Source organism: Candidatus Contubernalis alkalaceticus (genome assembly GCF_022558445.1).
Taxonomy (GTDB): Bacteria; Bacillota; Dethiobacteria; order SKNC01; family SKNC01; genus Contubernalis; species Contubernalis alkaliaceticus.
Genome location: NZ_CP054699.1, coordinates 2895218 through 2919513, shown reverse-complemented (window position 1 = coordinate 2919513; position 24296 = coordinate 2895218). Strand labels below are relative to the sequence as shown.

Sequence of the window (24296 nt, the reverse complement as noted above, 5' to 3'; positions counted from 1 at the left end):
TTGACAATCAAAAATAATTAAATATTGGATAGCTTATTTTATTTTCAGTATTAAAAAAGGAGGAGTAAGATTATGTTAAAAGATTATTTGCAAAAGGTTAAGGCCGAAAAAGAAAAGCAGGAGCGTAAAGAGGCTGCGGCTAAGGTGGCTGCCGGTTTTGCCGTGGGGGCTGCAGTGGGTTTAACGAGCGGGATACTTTTTGCACCAAAAGCAGGAGAAGAAACCCGAAATGAAATTAAGGGAAAAGCAGCCGATACATTAAACAAAAGTAAAGAGCAGCTTCAAGAGATTAAAGAAAATATTGCGGAGAAGGTTGAAGGTGTGAGGGATACCGTGACTAGAAAAGTTGAAGAGAAGAAACAAGAAAAAGAAATTATCGTAGAAGCATTTGCCGAGGCTAAAGATGAAATCAAAGATGCAGCGAAGGAAGCGAAGAAAGAGCTGCAGGAGGCAAAAGAAAAGATAGATAAAAAAGCAAAGTAAAAGAAGGTGAGATAAGAAAATGACGATATCATTTACGCTTCAGGAGTTTGGTATTTTTCTTGTACTCCTGGGGATGTTCATAGCCGGGATTTATGCTATTATCACGTTAAGCAACTTCAACAAAGTTGTGTCCGGTATAAATAAGCGTATTGTTGACAATGAGAAAAATATTCAGGATACCATTGATAACGTAACTAGCTCCATGAAGAACATTAATGAGATCAGCAGTTCGCTATATATGAACAAAGACCTTCTTGATGTGCAGATACCCGGAACAATCAACAATATTTACAGCCTGTCCACCACCCTTAAACATACCAGTGAAAAAGTAGATGATTCCGTTGATATGGTGAACGCCAGCTTAATGGAGACAGCCAGTACCGTACAGGAGAATACGGAGGATATTCTTAGTTATGTAAGAATTGTCAGTGAAGGCCTGAGGATATTTTTGGAGATGTTTAGTAAAAAACAGTGAAGGTAATTTAAGGATAGAGCAAGCGCTCTATCCTTAAATTACCTAAAGGAATGATGCGTATATGGACTTTATAAATGCCAAGTCATTTAGAGCAGCTGTCTGGATTCTTCTAATTTTTAGCATTGTTTATATTGGCAGAGAAGTTTCTTTCATTTTTATTCCATTAGTAGTAGTGGTAAGGCTATTGTTTTTACCTACATTTTTGGCACTTATCCTATACTATCTTTTTAGCCCTATTGTTAACTGGTTGGAGAATCGAAAAATTGCCAGGCCTCTGGCCATTGTTATGCTTTATGCAGTACTTGTTTTATTAGCTTTGTTTATGGTTTTAACCGTAGGGATAGTAGCTTATAATCAGTTGTTAGAGTTAATTGAGGCCTTCCCCACTTATATGGACCAAACAATCAATACGGTGGCATCTTTGGAAGATGGTGCCATATTTAAGCGTTTTCAGGCAGATGAAAGGATTTCCCTAGAGACTATTACGGAATCAGTGTCCGATGTGCTGCTCAATGCCCTGCCCAATCTGCAGGACAGTGTATCTGCTGTAATGAGCATTCTAGCTAATGCAGGTCTCATCTTTGTTCTCTTGCCTATTTTTCTATTTTATCTTTTAAAAGACGGTGACAAATTTGCAGGTTATCTGATGAAGCAGATTCCAGAGCGCTACAGAGAAGAAACAGTCAATACTTTTAGGGAAATTGACCGTGGGCTTTCCTCTTTTATACAGGGACAAATAATTGTCAGTGTGTCCGTGGGCGTCCTCATGTATATTGGGTTTTTAATAATTGGCATCCAACATGCACTAATTCTGGCCCTTTTTGCAGTTGTTACCAATTTTATTCCTTATTTGGGCCCGTTTATTGCTACAATTCCCGCTGTAATTGTTGGTTTTTTTACATCCCCTTTAATGGCATTTCTAGTGCTTATTGTGATTGTGGTAGTGCAACAAATTGAAAGCCTGTTTATCACTCCGCAGGTCATGGGCAAAAAGCTTTATATTCATCCACTGACCATTATTATTCTTTTGTTGTTGGCTGGCAGTATGGCCGGTCTTTTAGGGCTAATTTTCGCAGTACCCACTTTTGTTATTCTAAAGATTATTTCTGCCCACATATATGGTTTTTTGCGCAAAAGACTACCGGCTGCTAAAAGCAGCCGGTAGTCTTCATCTTTACACTGGTAAATGGCTAATAAATACAGAATAAGAAAAGCTTCCTAAAGGGGACCGAAAGGAAAAGCTTTTTTTATGCTGAAATATTATTATTTGATTCATGAAGCAGGTAATACAATGTGGCGTTTATTTCTCCTCCCAATAACACCACCACATTACTTATATAGATCCAGATCATAAATACGATAATTCCGCCGATACTGCCGTAGGTTCGGGAGAAATTACCGAAGTTGTTTACGTAAAAGGCAAAAGCCTGAGAGGCGGTAATCCAGGCCAAAGTCGAAAAAATTGCTCCCGGGTAAACATTTTTAAACTGTAATTGGCGATTAGGAGAATATAGAAACAACAGCGTGAAACTTACAAAGATAATAAAGAAGGGTATGGCATAACGCAATACCGACCATAAAACACTAAAGATTGCTGCAAGGCCTAGATACTGAAAGGCCAGTTCACCTATGACTCTACCAAAGACTAAAAAGCTTAGTGTAAACAAGATAACCAGCGCCATAGCAAATGTGGCAAAGATTCCGATGGCATTCAGTTTAAGAAAAGATCTGTGTTCATTTATGTTATAGGTCTGGTTTATACTTTTAATGAGAGCGGATATACCTCTGCTTGCGGTCCAAATCGTAGACAGGATGCTTAGAGACAGTAATGTGAAGTTATCTGCTGCCGCCACTTCTGAGACAATTTGTTCAATAATGGCAAAGGCCGCGTCAGGAAGTAACAGGGAAAGCTGGTGTAATGTATCCTGCTGTGTTAAAGGGGTATAGTCAATAAGGGTAATCAAAAATATCAGAAAAGGAAAAATCGACAGGATAAAAAAATAGCTCAGCTGTGCTCCCCTGGCAGTGGTTTCATTTTTCTGAACTCTTGTATACAGCAGCATGGGGTATTCCTTTATTCGAATCATACTTGTGCACCTCTATTATGAGACCTTATATATTAATTATATCATATGATTTTGTCTTAAAATAACAGAAAGTAATTAAGAGATTTTCTTTGTACCAACTTTGTCTCAGTTTGCAATTCCGCAAAGTCATTAATTTTCCTTCAACACTTGATTTATCGTGCCGGCCAAGAACTGGGTTCACAAAATTCATAAGGGTTCTGCCAGCACAGTGTCAGCATAATTTCCTTTTAGAACCTTCATCTATAAATATTATTTTTCTTAACCCTTACCCGCTTTATATAATGTTTACACACAGAAAGCTATCAAAGGTGTTGTTTTTTTTAACTTGAGTTTTTCATTATAAGATTTGAGGAGATGCAAAAAATGAGTTTTCCATACTTTAATTATACTTTTGAAATTGGTTTCGCACTTCTTTTGGCTATAATATTTTGGGCTGTTTTGCTTAAGATTCGAAAAACCAGGAATATTCATATCCGGGACGCCTCTTTGACAGTGGAAGAACTTGAGGATCATGCCAGGAATATGGGGTTAGAACATGCTGTTACTTCCAAAACAAACATACTGAATTGGCCTTTGACCCGGATGAATGATAATTATAGCTATATTCTTCGTGTCTACAAAGGATTAAACGATGATGTGATGGCGAAGCGAACAGTTCCGCCTGCTGCAGAATGGCTCCTTGATAATTTTTATATTATTGAAGAACAGGTAAAAAGCATCCGACAAGACCTATCAAAGAAGGAATACTTTGGTTTGCCGGTATTAAAAAATGGACCGTATAAGGGTTATACAAGAATCTTTGCCATAGCACTGGAACTGGTAGCCCAGATTGATGGTCAAATTGGTGAAAGTACGCTGCTCAAATATCTCAAGGCCTACCAATCTCACAATATTCTTTTTGAGAGGGAGATATGTATCATTCCCACAGTGATTAGACTGGCTCTCATAGAGAAGATAAGAATACTGAGTGAAAAAATAGAGGAAACACAAAAGCAGTGGAATTTAGCGGATAAAATCGTTGAAGAATGGTTGTCCGAAGATTCTGTTGAATTAGAAAATATTGTAAAGCTATTTGAAAACAATAAAGCAGCCATTGATGAAGCCAATCCATCCTTCGTGGAACACTTATTCTACAGATTAAGAAGATCAGGCCGCCGGTACTCAGATGTTCTAAGATATATTGACGAAAACCTTGATAAATTTAATACCACAGCAGAAATTATTGCTCAAAAAGAACATAATAAGCAGGCTGTTAGCACTGTCTCTATGGGAAACTGCATCGTAAGTCTTAAATATGTTTCAAACCTTAATTGGGTTGATGTGTTTGAGTCAACCAGCTTTTTGGAAAAGATCCTCAGGCAGGATCCCGATAGAACATATACGCTTATGGATACCAACTCCCGTAATTATTACAGGAGGCAAATTGCAAAGCTTGCAAAGGCGTATGGCGTTTCAGAACTTCAGATAGCAAGAGAAGCCATAGGCCTTGCTCAGGAAGCTTACGTAGAAAACATAAATAGAAAAGATGACGAGAACAAATATAGCAGAAGAGCCCACGTGGGATATTATCTAGTAGGGAAAGGGGTCAGAAAACTTGAAAGCGGACAACTTGAAAAGAGAACATTTTTCAGAAAGATAATACATTCAGTAAAAAATAACCCCGCTCTAATTTACATGGGTTCCATAAGCGCCCTCACCATGCTTGTCCTAATATTTCCCATAAACTATGCCCTGAAATTTCTAGATGCAAATTATCTGTTTTATGCAGTTATTGCAGGGTTAGCTGTTCTTATCCCTGCTTCAGAGATGGTTATTTCTATTGTGAATTGGTTGGTCTGTAAAGTAACAAAACCAGTAGTTTTCCCACGGCTTGAACTAAAGGATGGGGTTTTAGATGCCATGAGCACCATGGTTGTAATCCCAGCCCTGCTTCCAGATGCGAAACGGGTAACAGAACTATTGGGAAATATGGAAAATCATTACCTGGCAAATACCGAAGATAACTTATACTTCGCCTTAATTGGCGCATTTCAAGATGCAGCTGAATCAAGCAAAGATGAAGATGAGAGTGTTTTGCTGGAAGCCTTTGAGGGAATAAAGGCTTTGAATAAAAAGTATGCAAAAGAAGAACAGGACATTTTCTTTTTTTATAACAGATGCAGGAAATACAATGCAGGTGATGACCTCTGGACAGGATGGGAAAGAAAAAGAGGTGCATTAATAGAACTTAATGACATGCTACTTGGTTCAGACGAGACTAGTTTCTCCTTTTATTCCAACACATCCATTCCCACCCATATCAAATATATTATAACCTTAGATGCGGATACGGTTTTGCCCCTGGGGATGGCTAAAAAAATGATTGGCACCATGGCCCATCCTCTCAATATGCCTGTCATTGATCATAGGAAAGGTATTGTTACCGAAGGGCATGGTCTCATGCAGCCTAGAATTTCTTTTGATATGGACAGCTCCAACAGGTCCATCTTCTCAAGGATTTATACAGGGCAGGAGGGGATAGACCCCTATGCCAGTGCAATATCCGATGTGTATCAGGATCTTTTTGGAGAAGGGATTTTTACAGGTAAGGGTATTTATGATTTAAGAGTTTTTCAAAGTATATTAAAAGAGGCAGTACCTGATAATGCCATCCTCAGCCATGATTTATTGGAAGGCTCTTATGTAAGAGCTGCACTGGTCACAGACCTGGAACTGGTGGATTCTTATCCATCTAAATATAATTCTTATATGACAAGACTTTATAGATGGATAAGAGGAGATTGGCAGTTAATACCATGGTTACGGAGTAATGTTAATGATAGAAATAATAGGCTCATAAAAAACCCACTGTCATTTATTTCCATCTGGAAGATTGGGGACAACTTAAGAAGAAGTCTCTTGGCGCCTTCTATAATGGTTTTGATTTTTCTAGGCTTTAGTGTTCTTCCAGGAAGCAGCTGTTTTTGGACAGGCTTTGGTATTGCTGCACTTTTAGTCACTTTTGGCATAAGTTTATGGGAGCAGATGTTTGCTGGCGGGCTGAAATCAGACAAAATTAAGAGGCATATTCCAGGCTTCTTTGGACTAAAGGCTGCATTCTACCAATTCTTGCTAGCGATCATTTTTCTACCATATCAGGCAAAAAGGGCCTTAGATGCTATTGTGGTCACACTAGTCCGTGTCCTTATCACCAAGAAAAACATGCTGGAATGGGTAACCTCCGCCGATGCTGATAAGTATCAAAGCAGTTCTTTAAAAAGTTATTTATCTGCCATGTCAATAAGTGTTATTCAGGGTTTCGCCCTTGCTGTTTTGGCCTACTTTTTTAAGCCGGAAAGTTTACATTTAAGTTTAGTATTTTTGGTTATATGGGGGGTTTCTCCCTTTATTGCCTACGTTATCAGTAAAGACATTAATATTGAGCAGGAAAAGTTAGGTCAGGAAGCTTTGTTAGAGTTGGGTAAAATAACAAGAAAAACGTGGCGGTATTTTGAAGAGTTTGCAAACGCCAAAAACAATTTCCTTGCTCCAGATAATTTTCAGGAAGATCCTCCAAGAGGAATTGCCTATAGAACATCTCCAACCAATATCGGATTAGGGCTTTTGGCCTCTCTTTCGGGAAGAGATATGGGGTATACAGGGATACTGGAAACCTTTGAAGCAATTTCGAAAACGGTAACTACTATCGAAAAAATGGAGAAGTGGAATGGACATTTATATAACTGGTATGATACCAGAACTCTTGAACCACTAAAACCCCTTTACGTATCTTCGGTGGATAGCGGTAATTTTGTTTGCTACTTGATTACCCTGGCTCAAGGTTTGAAGGAGTATTATTCCAGACCTCTGGTGGATGCTGTCTTTGTCAAAGGAATTAATGATACTCTTCGAAATGGCCTCCAGGAGGCAGAAGAGCTTCCCGGTTTTTCCTGTTTTGATTTTGTGAAAAATGAGAGCGATATCAACCCAATGTCATGGAATCAGGCATTGGATGAGTTTATTGAGGGCACTGTGGTTACCCATATTAAGAAGCCAGCATGGAAAACCAAAGTGGAGCGAATGGCTGAAATTTTTAAAAAGGAACTGGAGATATTTGTCCCCTGGGTTTATATGACAGAAACTATGCCCGAAGATATGCTGTCAGAGGGTTTGTTGGTGGAGACAAATAAATTACTGGACATCCTAAAAACAAACGTATGTTTAAAAGATTTAGCTGAATTTAACAGTCGTGTGCTAACAAGAATTGACCAGTTATTAGAGGAAACAGAGAAAATGGAGGGGGTATCTTTTCAGGAAGGGCTGGCCTGGCTTCATGAATTAAGAAATGCTGTAATAGAATCTAACGACTATACTCTAGAATTTTTAGAAAAGTATTATCAATTAATTGAGCGAATAGATGTTTTGTCACAAGATACTAAGTTCACGTTTTTGTATGACCAGAGAAGGCAGCTTTTTTCCATTGGTTACAGTATCAATGACAAAAAGCTGACAAATTCATATTATGATTTATTGGCATCAGAAGCCAGACAGACCAGTTATATAGCCATAGCAAGAGGAGAGGTTCCCCCCAAGCATTGGTTTATGCTGGGGAGAGCTCTTACGGTGGTTGATCATTATAAGGGTCTCATTTCCTGGAGTGGAACCATGTTTGAGTATCTCATGCCGCTGGTTATCATGAGGAGCTATAGAAACACCCTGTTAGATGAAACTTACTCCTTTGTAATAAAAAGTCAGAAAAAGTATGGTAAGCAAAGAGGAATGCCCTGGGGGAGTTCAGAGTCTTCTTTTAATTTAATGGATATAAACCTTGATTATCAGTACAAAGCCATTGGAGTTCCCTGGCTGGGACTAAAAAGAGGTTTGATTGAAGATGCGGTAACTGCACCCTATGCCACCTTCTTAGCACTGATGGTAAACCCCGGGGATGCGTATAAAAACATTCAATATTTAAAAGCGGAGGGTTTAGATGGGCCCTATGGTTATTACGAAGCAGCAGATTATACGCCGGAACGCCTTGGTTCCCAGTCTGAAAGAGTAGTAATCAGAAGTTTCATGGCACATCATCAGGGTATGAGCTTATTGGCTCTGAATAACTATTTAAATAAATATACCATGCAGAAGCGGTTCTCCAGGGATCCCTATGTGAAGGCAGCAAGGCTTCTTCTACAGGAAAAAGTTCCTTTGAATGTGGTCTTTACCAAGGAGAACAAGGAAAAAGTAATTCCCCGTCAAGGAATGGTCTATGAGGATAAGGCCGCACATAGAAGATTTAGAGCGCCGAGCCTTGGTCTTCCCAAGGCCCATATTTTATCCAATGGCCTTTACTCTGTTATGCTAACGGACAAAGGAACAGGTTACAGCAGGAGCAAAACCGTTGACATATCAAGGTGGAGACAAGACCCTATTCTTGATAACTATGGAATGTTCTTCTATATCAAAAATATTGATAAAAATCAAAAGTGGTCTGCTGCCTATGCTCCCCTGCAGGTTCTCCCAGACAATTATGAGGTGGTTTTTTCGCCGGATAAAGCCACCTATAGACGGACAGACGGAGACATAGAAACCTTTACGGAAGTTGCAGTTGCCTCGGGGGAAATTGCGGAAATTCGAAGAGTCCGGCTCAAAAACAATGGAACCACTCCCTGTGTTATAGAGGTGACCAGCTATTTTGAACCTGTTTTGGCTCCCCAGGAGTGTGATCTGGCCCATCCTGCCTTTAGTAATCTTTTTGTGAGAACAGAATTTAATTCTGAGTATAAAGCGCTGTTGGCCAATCGGCGGCCAAGGAGCCCAGCAGAAAAAGGAATGTGGATTGCAGAAATACCAGTGATTGATGGGGAAATGGTAGGGGATATACAGTATGAAACCGACAGAATGAATTTTATTGGCAGAGGCCATACGCTCAATAATCCGACAATCATTGAGCGGGATAAACCTCTATCTAACACAGTGGGGGCAGTGTTAGATCCAATATTCAGCCTTAGGGCAAGAGTCAAGATTGAACCAGGAAAGGCAGCCCGAATTTCCTTTGTAACCACAATGGCCGATAATAAAAAGTCCCTTATGGAACTGGTAGAAAAATATTCAAAGGTAGAGACATGTGATGCTGCATTTTGGCTGGCGATTACCAGAAGTCAGGTCGAGACCAAGTATCTAAATATTAAGGAGTCACAGATGGAATTGTATCAAGAAATGATCTCTCATATCCTGTTTATCAGTCCCCTCAGGGTGCGGCACCAACAGCTCATCAAAGAAAACCGTATAGGGCAGTCATCTTTGTGGCCATATGCAATCTCTGGAGATAGACCCATCATTCTTTTGATTCTCAATAACATAGAGGAAGTAGAAATCCTCTATGAGGTGCTAAAAGCTCATGAATACTGGCGGTTGAAAGATTTGAGGGTGGATTTGGTAATTCTTTGCAAGGAGGAGAATAGTTACACCAATCCGTTGTTTTCGCTGATCAAAGAGGTTGTATATTCCAGTCAAACCCATGATGTTTTAAGTTCTTGCGGGGACGTGTTTATTCTGAATACAAATAATATGTTAACTCAGGAGATTAATCTTTTTTCTGCCACAGCCAGGATGACATTTAATGGCCAAGATGGCACCATGGAAGAACAGATCAAAAACGTATCTAGTATAGAGCTTCCGCCCTTAAGAGACACTGTTGAAAAGGATTCAAATGATGATCTGTTTACAGAATCTAAGGATGAGCCACTAGAACAACGGCTTTTCCCAGAGCCTACAGCCGATGAAAAGGAACTATCCTATTTCAATGGTTTAGGGGGTTTTGACAGGGAGGGCAAAGAGTATGTCATAAGGCTTGAACAGGGTCAAACAACTCCAGCGCCTTGGGCCAATGTGATTGCCAATCCGGAATTTGGGTTTATGGTTACGGAGTCTGGCGGGGGATTTACCTGGTGCGAAAACAGCAGAGAAAACAAACTCTCCCCATGGTCAAATAACCCAGTCATTGACAATCCCGGAGAAATATTTTATTTAAGCGATAAATCGGGGAAACCATGGTCCATTACGCCCCTTCCCATACGAGAAGAGGAAGCTTACACCATCAAACATGGATTTGGGTATTCTGAATTTGAACATGTGAGCCATGGGATATCACAAAGTTTGGTGCAGTTTGTGCCCGTAGAAGGTACGGTTAAAATCAGTATTATAAGTTTGCGCAATAACAGTCCCACGGCCAGAGATTTAAACATAACCTATTATGTAAGTCCTGTTCTGGGAGTAAATACGCAAGAAACTGCCAGGCATCTGGTAAGCGCCAAAACTAATCGAGGAACCTTAATCATTGAGAATCCCTATAATAGAGAATTTGCAGATCGGGTCTGCTTTATGGATACATCTATTGAAGAACGTTCTATAACGGGAGACCGAAAAGAGTTCTTTGGAAAAGGCAAAATAGAATCGCCAGAATCCTTAAAACGAAAGTATTTGTCTGGGACAGTCGGAGCGGGCTATGACCCCTGCGCTGCTATGCAGGTAGATATTGGAATGAAGGCCTATGAAACAAAGGAAATTGTTTTCGTATTTGGAATGGCTGGGAATTTGAAAAAAGTCCATGAATTAGTAGAAAAGTTTAATAGTGTACATGGGGCAAAGAAATCTTTAACTGATGTTAAGAAGTTTTGGCAAGATAAACTACAGGTTATCCAAGTAAAAACGCCTGATACAGCCATGAATATTATGCTGAACGGGTGGCTTATATATCAAACGATTTCCTGCAGAATGTGGGCAAGATCTGGTTTTTATCAAGCTGGCGGTGCCTTGGGATTCCGAGATCAGCTGCAGGATTGTTTAGCTATTGCTGCAATCTGGCCGCAAATTGCTAAGAAACAGATTTTACAGCATGCCCGGCATCAGTTTGTGGAAGGCGATGTTTTGCATTGGTGGCATGAACCCGCCGGAAAGGGTACCAGAACCCGGATTTCTGATGACTATTTGTGGTTACCCTATGTTACGGCAGAGTATGTCAGGATTACAGGAGATTTTGATATTTTGCATAATAGGATTTCATTTTTGGAAGAGGATATTTTAAAAGATCATGAGGATGAGAGATACTGTCAGCCCAAAATTTCTAAAGAGATTTCTTCCCTTTATGATCATTGTATTCGGGCATTAGAAAACGGTTTGAAATTTGGCGAACGGGGACTGCCATTGATGGGCGGGGGAGACTGGAACGATGGGATGAACACGGTAGGGATTGAAGGAAAGGGTGAGAGTGTATGGCTGGGATGGTTTTTACACACAACACTAGAAATGTTTATTCCAATCTGCCAAGAAATGGGAGAAGTTGACAGGTCAGATCGTTATCTTGCGTTAAGTGGAAGAATCGTTAATGCCATTGAAGAAAATGCCTGGGATGGCAATTGGTACAAACGGGCCTTTTTTGACAATGGGGCACCTCTGGGTTCGATAAACAATAGGGAGTGCAAAATTGACTCCATAGCTCAAGCCTGGGCGGTGATTTCAGGTGCGGGGAATGATGAAAGGGCTGCAAGAGCGATGGATTCCCTTGAAGATTACCTGGTAATGAGGGATGACGGTTTGATAAAACTGCTGACCCCTCCTTTTGATGAGGGGGATATGGAACCTGGATATATTAAAGGTTATCCCCCCGGGGTAAGAGAGAATGGTGGTCAGTACACCCATGCGGCTGCCTGGATTGTTACAGCATTTGCCATGCTGGGTGATGGAGATAAAGCCTGGGAACTTTTTGGGATGTTGAATCCCATTAACCATACCCGTACTGATAGAGAGTATGCCACCTACAAAGTAGAGCCCTATGTAATGGCTGCGGATGTATATGGTGAGCATCCCCACATAGGACGAGGAGGATGGACCTGGTATACTGGATCCGCAGGTTGGGTGTATCAGGCTGGCTTAGAAGATATCCTCGGATTCAGCAAAAATGGTGACCAACTAACCATAGAACCCTGTATCCCTAAGAATTGGACAGAGTATTCTGTGATATATCGATACGTAGAGACAACCTATGAAATCAATGTTAGAAATCCCAAAAGCCTAAATCAAGGGGTATTCAGTATATCTGTAGATGGAGAAAACCTGGAGGATAGTGTTATAAAGCTGTCAAATGATAAAAAAACACACTATATTGAGGTGCTTATGGGTTCCTGAGAAAAAGGAATTAGAATTTACTTTAGAACGAAAGAATTGTAAATCTTTTTTGAACAAAGCGCCCTGTATTTGCAGAGCGCTTAGAGATACGAAACTTCACGCTGCCAACATTGCTCGGAGATTTATGGAAGGATTACCCTTCCATAAATCTCCAAAAGGGTCTGTCCCTCAGCATGTTATCTTCCATCAGTTTAAGCAAGCACTAATTTCCTTATTGCTTGTTTAAAAACAATAGTTATCAGTATCGAAATCTCCGGGCATCAAAATATTGAATTTTTATGCTTGGTAAAAAAATCCATTATTTTGTGTTATCTAATATTATCGCCTTGGAATTACTGGTATAATACTATGGAACAGAAAAGGGGTACATATTATGGGACCAACAGAAAAAAACAGTATAGTCGATATAAAGTGGTATAGCATGGAAGCTGAAAGTGTGCTGAAAGAGTTGGATACTTCAACAGAAAAAGGTTTATCCGAGGGTGAAGTACAGAACCGTTTAAAAGAGTTTGGTAAAAACAAGATACCTGAAGCTAAAAGGCGGAGCGCGTTAATGCGCTTACTTGCGCAATTCCACAACACACTTATTTACCTGCTCATAGGGGTAGCAATTATAACCGCGATTATGGATCACTGGATCGACACCTTTGTCATTATTGCGGTAGTCGTGATTAATAGTCTTATTGGTTTTATCCAAGAAGGGAAAGCAGAGCAAGCACTTGAAGAAATCAAAAAAATGCTTTCTCTTGAGGCCATAGTAATTAGAAGTTCAAACAGGCAGAAAATAAGTGCTGAAGAGATCGTTCCTGGAGATGTAATCATTCTAAAATCTGGAGATAAGTTACCTGCAGACCTGCGAATTATCAAAGCCAAAAACTTAAGGGTTGAAGAATCGCCCCTTACAGGGGAGTCTACAGATGTAAATAAACACACAGAGCCCATCGTGGGAGATGTAGTCATAGGGGACAGGAAGAATATGGCTTACTCAGGAACCATGGTTACCTATGGGGAAGCCACAGGCGTGGTTGTAACTACTGGTGAAAACACCGAATTGGGAAAAATCTCGCGGATGATGAAAGAAGTGGAGGAAATTACCACGCCCCTTCTTCAAAAAATTGATCGCTTTGGAAAAGTAATATCAGTCATTATCGTATTTATAGCAGCTGCCTTTTTTGCCTTTGGCTATTATTTTAGGGATTACGCCTATGTGGAACTTTTCATGGCCACGATAAGCTTAGTTGTGGCGGCCATACCAGAGGGCCTTCCAGCCATCATGACAATTACTCTGGCCATTGGTGTGCAGCGAATGGCTGGAAGAAACGCTATCATTCGCCGTTTGCCTTCTGTTGAGACTTTAGGATCTGTTTCTGTTATCTGCTCAGATAAAACGGGGACACTCACGAGAAACGAAATGACAGCCAAGACGGTAATTACCGCAGATTCCTGCTATGAAGTTGAGGGTTCAGGCTATAAGCCGGAGGGAGAGATCTATAAAGAAAACGATCAAGTAGATGTTGAAAAAGAGAGCGTCTTGAATAAGCTTATTCAATGTGTGCGTGTTTGTAATGATTCTGACATTGTTAAAGATGATAGTGGTGAATGGAAACTTATTGGAACGGCTACGGAAGGCTCCCTGCTAACCCTTGCCTATAAATCCGGTCTTAAGGAATATACTCCAAAGCGCATTGATTATATACCTTTTGAATCAGAGAATAAATACATGGTAACCTTAAACCAAATTGAAGGGAAAAGCGTTGTGTTTGTAAAAGGCGCGCCCGAGAGATTACTTGCTATGTGCAGTAGGCAACTATCAGCGAATGGAGAAGAAGAGCTTAATCTGGACTACTGGGAAAAGAAGATGAATTCTGTAGCAGAGCAGGGCGAGAGAGTCATTGCCGCCGCGTTTAAAAATGTTGACACTTCTGTTCAAGATTTAAGTGATGATACACTATACAAAGAAGAACTGGTTTTTCTCGGTTTTATTGGGATTATTGATCCTCCCCGCGATGAGGCATACGCCGCAATCCAAGAATGTAAAAGCGCGGGTATACGTGTCATAATGATTACTGGCGACCATGCTGTTACAGCAAAGGCCATAGCTAAAAAACTAGATTTAGGCGAGGATAGAGAAGTAATAACAGGTACTGAAATTGGAAAGCTAGATGATGCTTCCCTTGCGCAAGTGGTTATGAAGCATGATGTTTTTGCCAGGGTAGATCCCGAACACAAACTGCGCTTGGTTAAGGCGCTGCAGGCTAATAATTTAATGTGTGCCATGACAGGGGATGGTGTGAATGATGCGCCCGCGTTAAAACAAGCTAACATTGGTATAGCCATGGGGATTAAGGGGACAGAGGTTTCAAAGGAGGCCTCAGAAATTATCCTGGTGGACGATAACTTCGCTTCAATAGTTAACGCTGTTGAGGAGGGACGTACGGTATATGATAATATTCGAAAAACCATCCTCTTCATCCTGCCAACAAATGGGGCAGAGGTTCTTGTTCTTATAGGTGCAATATTAGTGGGAGCTACCCTGCCGATAACTCCCGTACAGATCTTATGGGTAAACATGGTCACGGCTGTAACACTTGCCCTGGCCCTTTCCATAGAACCCATGGAAAAGAAGGTTATGGAGCTGCCTCCTAGAAATCACAAGGAACCCATCCTGGGCAGCTACTTTTTATGGCGTATTCTTTTTGTTTCTGTTTTAATCGCTGGATTAACCGCACTTGGATATTGGTGGTCAATAGTCAGCGGAAATGATCTTGACACGAATCGGACAATTGCTGTTAACATGCTGGTGGCCGGACAGTTATTCTACCTGTTTAACTGTAGGAAGATTAATGAAACCAGTATAAGTGGAGATTTTTTCAATAACAGGCATGCTTTTTTGGCAGTGCTGGTTTTAGTTTTGCTCCAACTGGTCTTTACCTATGCGCCTTTTATGAATGAACTCTTCGGTACTGCCCCAATTAAAGCCATCGAGTGGATGATACCCATAGCTGGAGGTTTTATGGTTTTCCTTATGGTTGAGGTGGAAAAATATTTTACCAGGAAAATATCATAATTTTGCTCAACCGTCGACCTTTTTTTCGGATGATTAGCTTCGTCTCGATTAAGTCCAGAATAATGTGTATAAATATTTTCACGAGGAAACTGACCTATACCAGATGACTTTTTTTCCCCAGGCAAGCTATTAGAAAAGTACGGTTAGGTATACGCTTTTGAATCCTTGTAACAATTGAAATTACAGATACAAAGTAGGTGTGTCTGTAATAACTTGTAAAGTCACGCTAGTTCAGAATTAGAATTGTTTATAAATTTCCAGACTTCCTATGAGGAATTGAAACCCCTGCAAAACATTAACAACCACGGCCCTTCTGCGGATTTCCAGACTTCCTATGAGGAATTGAAACAAAAACTCAGTAAAAGATTCTCGCAACGCCTCTGAATTTCCAGACTTCCTATGAGGAATTGAAACACACGCCGGGCACGTGTGAACACTTAACTGTACATACATTTCCAGACTTCCTATGAGGAATTGAAACAGATCCGCTTTTGGATTCGTGCTGCCTTTTAGCATTTATTTCCAGACTTCCTATGAGGAATTGAAACTAAATTCTCAAGTCCTCAATCTTTCCATAATCGTGAATTTCCAGACTTCCTATGAGGAATTGAAACATCCGCATAAAAGAAAATTTCCTTTTGGTGAAATGATTTCCAGACTTCCTATGAGGAATTGAAACTGAATTTCCTCCTTCCCTTTGATGACCGGGGGAATTTATGGAAGGGACTCCTTCCATAAATTCCCATAAGGGGTCTGTCCCTCAGCATGTTACAGTGTTAAACGGAATTTTGAAAGAAGCAATCAATGCTTTTTAAGTATTTCTTTTAGAAAGATTTGCATTTTCCATCAGTTAAATCTAAGTGTTTTAGCTAAGCTAAAACACTTAGATAATGAATTACTTGAAAGGTCCGGGAGTAATATTTATAGAAATAAGCCCCTTGCTTTGTCCTTTTAACGCGGTGAGGGACAGGTCCCTTTTGGGAGTTACTGGAAATTGCCGTAAGGCAAGTTACGGAATCTCCGGGCATTTAATTGAAATGGGTCCTGAAGGGGAAGATCTTGGTGGATATGTGATGAGGGAAGGTTGGGGCAGAATTATTAATAAAACTGTACATCCATAAAGGTAAAAGGTTTTAAAAAGAAGGATTTGAGATACCTCGCTTTTTTGTGCATAGATTGAGAGGACAGTATTATTTTTACCCCTTATACTTTAATTATAAGAGCAGCGGTGTGATGTCAAGTAGTTAACTGGAAATTATTTAAGAAATTCGCTGCTGTTAAGGGGGTGCTTGCCCAAAAAAGGCATCACTTAACTAAGCCACCCAAATTAACAGTACTAAAATTACATTAACGGTAAATTATGGGTGGATGGAATCGCAGCTAATCTTTATAATATTTCTTGTTGGTTTCCTCCTCTCTGTTGGTAGAGTTGGTTCGTCTTTAGCAGATGAAAGACCAACCGTACCAGTTTACGTGCTGTAAGAGCAAGGGCCCGTTTATGGGCGAACTGTTTCGGCTCTGCCTTTTTCTTGGCATAATACTCTGCAAAAACAGGGTCGTGCACCCGAACACTGTTAGCCGCCTCCATTAAGTAATATCGTAAATAGCGGTTCCCAGAGTGAATTAGCCGTGTTTGGCTGGCCGTAAAGTTTCCCGATTGATTCTCAGTCCAGGCAATGCCCGCATGCTTAGCCAACTGCTTATGGCTGGCAAACTGGTGGATGTCACCAATTTCAGCCAAGATACCAGAAGAAAAGATAGGACCGATACCCGGGACAGAATCTAGAGTTTGAGGAATCGTTTTTAAATGGTCTTCAATAGCCTTTTTTATAGACTTAATCTGTTCCTGAATTGTCCGAATGACCCGAATACTGGAGGCCATAGCTAGGTTAACAGAATCAGCCATAGCCTTAGATAATCGGTAAGAAGAACGAGCTGCTTTCTGTAACTCCTTAGCCACAGATTGAGGATCATCAAATCGATTTTTACCATGCTGGATTAAAAATTCCACCAGCTGGTCCACAGAGATTTCTGCTAAAGCTTCTGTGGATTCAAACTCCTCCATGACGGCCAAAGAAGTTGCCGACAGCTTGTTTTCAAAAACAAGCGTGTAATCGCTGCATTTTAAATACAGGTTGGTCATAAGGAAATTACTTTCTCTTACCAGTGCCTTCATGAGATGGTACCTGGTCCGGGTCAGCCGCTGCAGTGCCATCATCGGTTCACTCCAGGTGAAGGGATGAGGTAAGTGGCCGGACCGAACCTTGGCGGCAATATACCAGGCATCCACCCGGTCATTTTTAGGGGGGGAAAGGAAATGAGACTTTTTATACTCCTTAATTAGGCTCGGGTTAAACATATAGACTTTAACATTAGAGCACCCAAAATCTAAATGCCGATGTAAGTATATGGCGGCGTGAGTCGAGTAGCAGCCGGTATGTTCCAGTCCAAAACGAATTTCATCAAAACTATGCTTATCTACCAGCTGATTAATCCGTTTCTGCAGCTCCATGATACCGGGTCGGTTATTTAGAACAGTAAAGCGGCATAAAGCTCGTTTCTCTTCTTCATCGGTTAAACAGCATACTACATTTTCCTTGCTGCTTACATCAATACCGACAAACAAAGGGATAGTCATCGTCGTTTTCACCTCCTTAGAAAAAGGATGTGATGTCTACAGTCCTGGGATGTCCCTGGGAAACCCATGAACGACAGCCTTGCGAGCTATTGGAATACACCGGTTCCCCTCGGTGCACTGGTCTCCCTCTGCTGGCAGGAGAGAGGGGCAACCGGGAAACAGTCAGCGTGTTGGTCTATAACATGGGGCCAGGGGAACACTCTTAAAAAGGAAGACACCCGATAACGGGGCAACGGGAGAAAATTGAACATTCCCTTGGTAGACACCTATGGCTATATTTTCCCAAAGACATCCCAGAACTGTAAACCCTTTTTTCAATTAATTTGACATGATACGCGGAAACGTATTGTTTGATAGGCTTGTGAATATGCCGCAGTTGTGGATTCTGATGGATAACTCTTCGAGTTACCCACAGACCCCACGAACTGCTTGGACAACGCTTCGCGTTGACCACATATTCACAACCCCTGCTGCTAATTTTTTTAATCTTTTTTTAAAAAGATCATAAGTAAGTTAGATAACAAGATTTGATTCTGTATAAAGTTTTCAAAGAACAAATGAGCACCATCCGAACTGGAAATTTACGTCCAAATCGTCTGCTGCTCATAGTATACAAGGAGTTGATACAATGGAGTGGCTGGACAGGTTGAATCAATCAATAAGCTATATTGAGAATAACCTTGAAGGGAAAATAGACTATGAGCAGGCGGCAAAAATTGCCTGTTGTTCATCATTTCATTTTCAGAGAATGTTTTCATACATAGCAGGTGTTTCATTAGCTGAGTATATCAGGCGGAGGCGGATGACATTAGCAGCATTTGAACTTCAAAACAGTGACATAAAGGTTATTGATTTGGCTTTGAAATACGGATATGATTCCCCAACCTCATTTTCCCGTGCCTTTCAGAACATACATGGTGTATCGCCTTCTGGTGCAAAAAATGAGGGCGTTAATCTTAGAGCCCATCCCGGTATGACCTTCTTCATTTCAATTAAAGAGCAGCGGTGTGATGTCAAGTAGTTAACTGGAAATTATTTAAGAAATTCGCTGCTGTTAAGGGGGTGCTTGCCCAAAAAAGGCATCACTTAACTAAGCCACCCAAATTAACAGTACTAAAATTACATTAACGGTAAATTATGGGTGGATGGAATCGCAGCTAATCTTTATAATATTTCTTGTTGGTTTCCTCCTCTCTGTTGGTAGAGTTGGTTCGTCTTTAGCAGATGAAAGACCAACCGTACCAGTTTACGTGCTGTAAGAGCAAGGGCCCGTTTATGGGCGAACTGTTTCGGCTCTGCCTTTTTCTTGGCATAATACTCTGCAAAAACAGGGTCGTGCACCCGAACACTGTTAGCCGCCTCCATTAAGTAATATCGTAAATAGCGGTTCCCAGAGTGAATTAGCCGTGTTTGGCTGGCCGTAAAGTTTCCCGATTGATTCTCAGTCCAGGCAATGCCCGCATGCTTAGCCAACTGCTTATGGCTGGCAAACTGGTGGATGTCACCAATTTCAGCCAAGATACCAGAAGAAAAGATAGGACCGATACCCGGGACAGAATCTAGAGTTTGAGGAATCGTTTTTAAATGGTCTTCAATAGCCTTTTTTATAGACTTAATCTGTTCCTGAATTGTCCGAATGACCCGAATACTGGAGGCCATAGCTAGGTTAACAGAATCAGCCATAGCCTTAGATAATCGGTAAGAAGAACGAGCTGCTTTCTGTAACTCCTTAGCCACAGATTGAGGATCATCAAATCGATTTTTACCATGCTGGATTAAAAATTCCACCAGCTGGTCCACAGAGATTTCTGCTAAAGCTTCTGTGGATTCAAACTCCTCCATGACGGCCAAAGAAGTTGCCGACAGCTTGTTTTCAAAAACAAGCGTGTAATCGCTGCATTTTAAATACAGGTTGGTCATAAGGAAATTACTTTCTCTTACCAGTGCCTTCATGAGATGGTACCTGGTCCGGGTCAGCCGCTGCAGTGCCATCATCGGTTCACTCCAGGTGAAGGGATGAGGTAAGTGGCCGGACCGAACCTTGGCGGCAATATACCAGGCATCCACCCGGTCATTTTTAGGGGGGGAAAGGAAATGAGACTTTTTATACTCCTTAATTAGGCTCGGGTTAAACATATAGACTTTAACATTAGAGCACCCAAAATCTAAATGCCGATGTAAGTATATGGCGGCGTGAGTCGAGTAGCAGCCGGTATGTTCCAGTCCAAAACGAATTTCATCAAAACTATGCTTATCTACCAGCTGATTAATCCGTTTCTGCAGCTCCATGATACCGGGTCGGTTATTTAGAACAGTAAAGCGGCATAAAGCTCGTTTCTCTTCTTCATCGGTTAAACAGCATACTACATTTTCCTTGCTGCTTACATCAATACCGACAAACAAAGGGATAGTCATCGTCGTTTTCACCTCCTTAGAAAAAGGATGTGATGTCTACAGTCCTGGGATGTCCCTGGGAAACCCATGAACGACAGCCTTGCGAGCTATTGGAATACACCGGTTCCCCTCGGTGCACTGGTCTCCCTCTGCTGGCAGGAGAGAGGGGCAACCGGGAAACAGTCAGCGTGTTGGTCTATAACATGGGGCCAGGGGAACACTCTTAAAAAGGAAGACACCCGATAACGGGGCAACGGGAGAAAATTGAACATTCCCTTGGTAGACACCTATGGCTATATTTTCCCAAAGACATCCCAGAACTGTAAACCCTTTTTTCAATTAATTTGACATGATACGCGGAAACGTATTGTTTGATAGGCTTGTGAATATGCCGCAGTTGTGGATTCTGATGGATAACTCTTCGAGTTACCCACAGACCCCACGAACTGCTTGGACAACGCTTCGCGTTGACCACATATTCACAACCCCTGCTGCTAATTTTTTTAATCTTTTTTTAAAAAGATCATAAGTAAGTTAGATAACAAGATTTGATTCTGTATAAAGTTTTCAAAGAACAAATGAGCACCATCCGAACTGGAAATTTACGTCCAAATCGTCTGCTGCTCATAGTATACAAGGAGATGTGGAGATGAATTACAGAATTGAGAAAAAAGAAGCCTTTCGGATTGTGGGGGCTAAAAAGCATTTTGATTTGAACACCGAAGAAAACTTTAAAGAAGTACCGCAATTTTGGGGTGAGGTATTTCAAAACGGTATGTTTGGCGAAATTAGCAAATTATCCAACCAGGAACCATTGGGTGTTTTGGGTGTAAGTACATGTATGAACGGAAAAGATTTCGATTATTATATTGCTGCTGCAACAAACAAACCAATTCCAGAAAATATGTATGAATATCAAGTGCCAGAAACTACTTGGGCAATATTCGAATGTGTTGGACCTATGCCAAATGCTATACAAGACCTTCAGAAACGGATTATCACAGAATGGTTACCGACATCAGGATATGAATATGCAGATGCCCCGGATATAGAAGTGTATCCATCGGGTGATACATCTTCATTAAATTATAAATGTGAAGTTTGGTTGCCGATTACAAAAAATAAATAAATGCTATTTGCAGAGTAAGCTTGGTTATTTGGCTGCATAATGGCATCTAGAATAATCAAGTTTACTCTTAATAGTATACAAAACGAGGATTCATGATGAGAGATAAAATTTATAAAGATATTAGTTGTGAAGTTGCTTTAAACAGGCTCAAAAGGCAGATGCCATATTGCTGGGATTTGAATATTTATCGTGGTTGTGAACATGGTTGCAAATATTGTTACGCAATCTATTCCCATGATTATCTTGACTCTGAAAACTATTTTGGAGATATATATGTAAAAATAAATATTATAGAGCAGCTTGAAAAGCAACTGCGTAATCCTAATTGGAAAAGAGAAATAGTTAATATTGGTGGTGTAACTGACAGCTATCAGCCAGCTGAAAAGCATTACAAATTAATGCCAGAAATTTTAAAGCTTCTAATCAAGTTTAAAACCCCAGCAATTATTTCAACAAAATCGGATTTAATTCTAAGAGACTTTGATTTAATTGATGAATTGTCTAAGTTAACATATATTAATGTAGCAGCTACAATTACAACAGTTGATGAAGAATTGAGAAAGCTAATTGAGCCGGGAGGAGTTGAATCAACTAGGCGTTTTAAAATGCTTAAAACCTTTAAGAAAACAAATGCTTCTATTGGATTGCATGTAATGCCAATTATTCCATATCTGACAGATAGCTATGAGAACATTGATTCACTTTTTCATATAGCAAAAGACAGTGATGTTGACTATGTTTTGCCGGGGACTCTATATCTGAGAGGAAAAACAAGGACTGTATTTTTTGATTTTATTAGAAAGGAATTTCCAAACTTTTATTATGACTTAGTTGCACTTTATAAGACAGGTGGAGCAAACAAGGAGTATAAAAATATCTTGTATAAAACTGTAAATGAGGTTAGAGATAAGTATTCTCTTTCAAGTAGTTATTCTAAGCCAATGAAGGAAAAGCTAAAATGATTATTTTGGCTAGGATAATGTGCGGTATTACAGCAATTTAAAGCCTTTTATTTTTTCTATTCCCTTCACCTCTGGACCTCCGCTAGTGTAGATTTTGACAAAGCATTATATCTTACAGAATGTTATTTACAGCAAATTAAAAAAGAACAAAAAAACGCCGAAGAAGCTATAACGATTGTGGAGCAACTAATAAGAGGTAGTAAACAAATTAATAACAGCGCCTTTTTCACAAGAAAAGAAGCTGCTGACCAGCTGCAAATTTCAATGGATGCTTTAAGAAATTGGGAAATGAATGGTTTGCTCACAATTAAGCGAAAACAAAACGGCTATCGAACATATTCAGATGAAGATATCAGGCTGATCAAAATCATTCGATCCCTGCGCTGTGCAAATTATTCTCTTGCGGCAATTTTGCGAATGTTAAATGCTCTGTCCAACAATCCCAGAATAAATATTCGTGAAGTTATTGATACACCAAAAGAAAATGACGACATTATTTCCGCATGCGATCATCTGCTTACATCTTTAAAAAATGCCGAAAGTAACGCCAACAACATGCTTCACCAACTTAGAAAGATGCCCGGAAGATTTCGGCCCTTGCCTTCGGCAATTTCCAGAATCTCCCTCTCAGGGCCAGTCCCCCACAACTTTATTGAGCCAACTGCATTAATTTTCTTAGGTTATCCTGCCAAGGGTTTTTTGTGTCCTGGCCGCCATAAAACCGAGAGAAAACCGCTTGAGAACACACAGTAATGTATGAGAACTATAGCGAGGGCAGGTCGCTAAACTAAAAGGGAAGCCCTTCAAATGAGGGTAATGTTACAATATGCACAGATAAGAATGTTTTGACTTTTGGTATAACTAAAGCTACGGGAACTGTTACGGGTGCTGTTGATGGTCCTTATGTGTATTTCAAAATGGATATTGTCACAAATGGAAAATAGTCAATAATCAAGTCTCTGTTAAGGCGGATAAAAAACGTGCTAGACCCGTTAGAATGGATTGAAACGGCTAAAACAATATTTCAAGAAAAGCCCGGAACCGATGTCCGGGTAAAATTTTTTAAGTTTTCTTTTTTGCTTTGTAGTGACCGGGTGGGTTCGAGATGTTGAGCTTGAGCCGTAGTGCTGTCTGAAGTGACCGTGAAAAATTAACGTTGGCGCTCTCAGCTGCGTCGTTTAGCCATTTCGGTAGTGTAACAGTCTTTCTGACGTATTGTTGTGCCATTTCATCACGAATGATAGGCATATAAACTGAAATTAGAGAAATGAAAGCATTCTGGTAATCCAAGAGGATGTCTGACGGATTAGAGGCTGCTGGAATTTTTTCTTCGTCCTCTTCCAGGCCGTAAAGTGTCAATTCTAAAAGTTCTTTAGCCATATCAAATGCCTGCTGGATGTTTTCGCCTTGTGTGGCCACATCGAGGTCGGGAAAAACAACGCAGTAATCAAGTCCGTCTTGTTCAGGCGGATAAAATATTGCTGGAAAAAGATAACGATCTATCATTTTTTGCACTCCTTTATTATAATAAGCTTGCTTTTTCACCATTCCCAGCCTGCTTGTCGGTATATGCTTCTGAGAGTATGACCGTATATTGACTTTTTTGGATGTTGAACTGTTACAGTTCCTGGTTTTTCATTGTGTTTGTATTGATGATGTGAGCCTTTTATGCGGACAAGATATCATCCTTCCCTTACCAGTCTTTCGATGATATCCTTTGAGTCCTCGTTCCGCATAATTAACTTACACAAACCTTTCCAATAATAATTATAGCAATGCTAACACGTGTTTTCAATACGCACAAACAATTGTTTTCCGGTATTTGTTTTAAAGAGCTAATGTCAAAGATCCTCGGCTGTGGACAAGTTGCGGTAAAGGGGAGGTATGACGTAACAGTGTTAA

The 24296-nt window shown here is 40.4% G+C and carries 14 protein-coding genes, 2 pseudogenes and 1 CRISPR repeat array; of the genes and pseudogenes, 11 read left to right on the top strand and 5 right to left on the bottom strand.

All coding sequences use genetic code 11. From position 1 onward, the window contains the following. Positions 1–72: 72 nt before the first annotated feature. The 3 genes from HUE98_RS14460 to HUE98_RS14450 all read left to right on the top strand — a co-directional run bounded on the left by HUE98_RS14460 (position 73) and on the right by HUE98_RS14450 (position 2123). A complete protein-coding gene (locus tag HUE98_RS14460) occupies positions 73–483 on the top strand; it encodes a YtxH domain-containing protein (RefSeq protein WP_241421318.1) in 411 nt (136 codons plus the stop codon). A gap of 19 nt (positions 484–502) precedes the next feature. Further along, positions 503–958: a hypothetical protein gene (locus tag HUE98_RS14455; protein ID WP_241421317.1), complete on the top strand. Its 456-nt coding sequence runs from the start codon at positions 503–505 to the stop codon at positions 956–958. 61 nt (positions 959–1019) lie between these two features. Then, positions 1020–2123: an AI-2E family transporter gene (locus HUE98_RS14450; protein ID WP_241421316.1), complete on the top strand. Its 1104-nt coding sequence runs from the start codon at positions 1020–1022 to the stop codon at positions 2121–2123. Between the two features lie 82 nt (positions 2124–2205). Here HUE98_RS14450 and HUE98_RS14445 read toward each other — a convergent pair whose 3' ends face one another. Beyond that, entirely contained in the window at positions 2206–3045 is an 840-nt protein-coding gene (locus HUE98_RS14445; RefSeq protein ID WP_241421315.1) for a YihY/virulence factor BrkB family protein, read from the bottom strand. Between the two features lie 363 nt (positions 3046–3408). On the opposite strand from HUE98_RS14445, the gene HUE98_RS14440 reads away from it, so the two are divergent. Further along, positions 3409–12204: a GH36-type glycosyl hydrolase domain-containing protein gene (locus HUE98_RS14440; RefSeq protein ID WP_241421314.1), complete on the top strand. Its 8796-nt coding sequence runs from the start codon at positions 3409–3411 to the stop codon at positions 12202–12204. 373 nt (positions 12205–12577) lie between these two features. Then, a complete protein-coding gene (locus tag HUE98_RS14435; protein WP_241421313.1) occupies positions 12578–15271 on the top strand; it encodes a cation-transporting P-type ATPase in 2694 nt (897 codons plus the stop codon). Positions 15272–15524: 253 nt separating this feature from the next. Next, positions 15525–15950: a CRISPR direct-repeat array (repeat unit 30 nt; unit sequence ATTTCCAGACTTCCTATGAGGAATTGAAAC). A 708-nt stretch (positions 15951–16658) separates the two neighbouring features. Here the strand turns inward: HUE98_RS14435 and HUE98_RS14430 are convergent. Further along, positions 16659–17909 carry an IS110 family RNA-guided transposase gene (locus HUE98_RS14430; RefSeq protein WP_241421312.1) on the bottom strand — a complete coding sequence of 417 codons (1251 nt, stop codon included), beginning with the start codon at positions 17907–17909 and terminating at the stop codon, positions 16659–16661. Between the two features lie 32 nt (positions 17910–17941). Here HUE98_RS14430 and HUE98_RS14425 point away from each other — a divergent pair, with 32 nt between their 5' ends. After that, the gene (locus HUE98_RS14425) at positions 17942–18115 is read left to right on the top strand and encodes a hypothetical protein (protein WP_241421311.1); all 174 of its coding nucleotides are present in this window, start codon (positions 17942–17944) and stop codon (positions 18113–18115) included. A 422-nt stretch (positions 18116–18537) separates the two neighbouring features. Beyond that, a pseudogene (locus tag HUE98_RS14420) lies at positions 18538–18906 on the top strand (helix-turn-helix transcriptional regulator); the annotation flags it as partial. Positions 18907–19073: 167 nt separating this feature from the next. On the opposite strand, the gene HUE98_RS14415 reads toward HUE98_RS14420, so the two are convergent. Beyond that, positions 19074–20324: an IS110 family RNA-guided transposase gene (locus tag HUE98_RS14415; RefSeq protein WP_241421312.1), complete on the bottom strand. Its 1251-nt coding sequence runs from the start codon at positions 20322–20324 to the stop codon at positions 19074–19076. 32 nt (positions 20325–20356) lie between these two features. On the opposite strand from HUE98_RS14415, the gene HUE98_RS14410 reads away from it, so the two are divergent. The 4 genes and pseudogenes from HUE98_RS14410 to HUE98_RS14395 form a co-directional block, all read left to right on the top strand. Then, the gene (locus tag HUE98_RS14410) at positions 20357–20530 is read left to right on the top strand and encodes a hypothetical protein (protein ID WP_241421311.1); all 174 of its coding nucleotides are present in this window, start codon (positions 20357–20359) and stop codon (positions 20528–20530) included. 422 nt (positions 20531–20952) lie between these two features. Next, positions 20953–21432, top strand: a complete 480-nt coding sequence (locus HUE98_RS14405; protein ID WP_241421310.1) for a GyrI-like domain-containing protein — start codon at positions 20953–20955, stop codon at positions 21430–21432. Positions 21433–21527: 95 nt separating this feature from the next. Further along, positions 21528–22394, top strand: coding sequence for an SPL family radical SAM protein (locus HUE98_RS14400; RefSeq protein WP_241421309.1), 867 nt, complete (start codon positions 21528–21530; stop codon positions 22392–22394). 75 nt (positions 22395–22469) lie between these two features. Beyond that, positions 22470–22997: pseudogene (locus HUE98_RS14395) on the top strand (MerR family transcriptional regulator); the annotation flags it as partial. Positions 22998–23456: 459 nt separating this feature from the next. Here the strand turns inward: HUE98_RS14395 and HUE98_RS14390 are convergent. Both HUE98_RS14390 and HUE98_RS18180 read right to left on the bottom strand, forming a co-directional pair. Beyond that, the gene (locus HUE98_RS14390; protein WP_241421308.1) at positions 23457–23942 is read right to left on the bottom strand and encodes a type II toxin-antitoxin system HicB family antitoxin; all 486 of its coding nucleotides are present in this window, start codon (positions 23940–23942) and stop codon (positions 23457–23459) included. Continuing rightward, positions 23936–24064: a type II toxin-antitoxin system HicA family toxin gene (locus HUE98_RS18180; RefSeq protein ID WP_318036560.1), complete on the bottom strand. Its 129-nt coding sequence runs from the start codon at positions 24062–24064 to the stop codon at positions 23936–23938. Before HUE98_RS18180 ends, HUE98_RS14390 begins: the two co-directional genes overlap by 7 nt. Between the last annotated feature and the right edge of the window lie 232 nt (positions 24065–24296).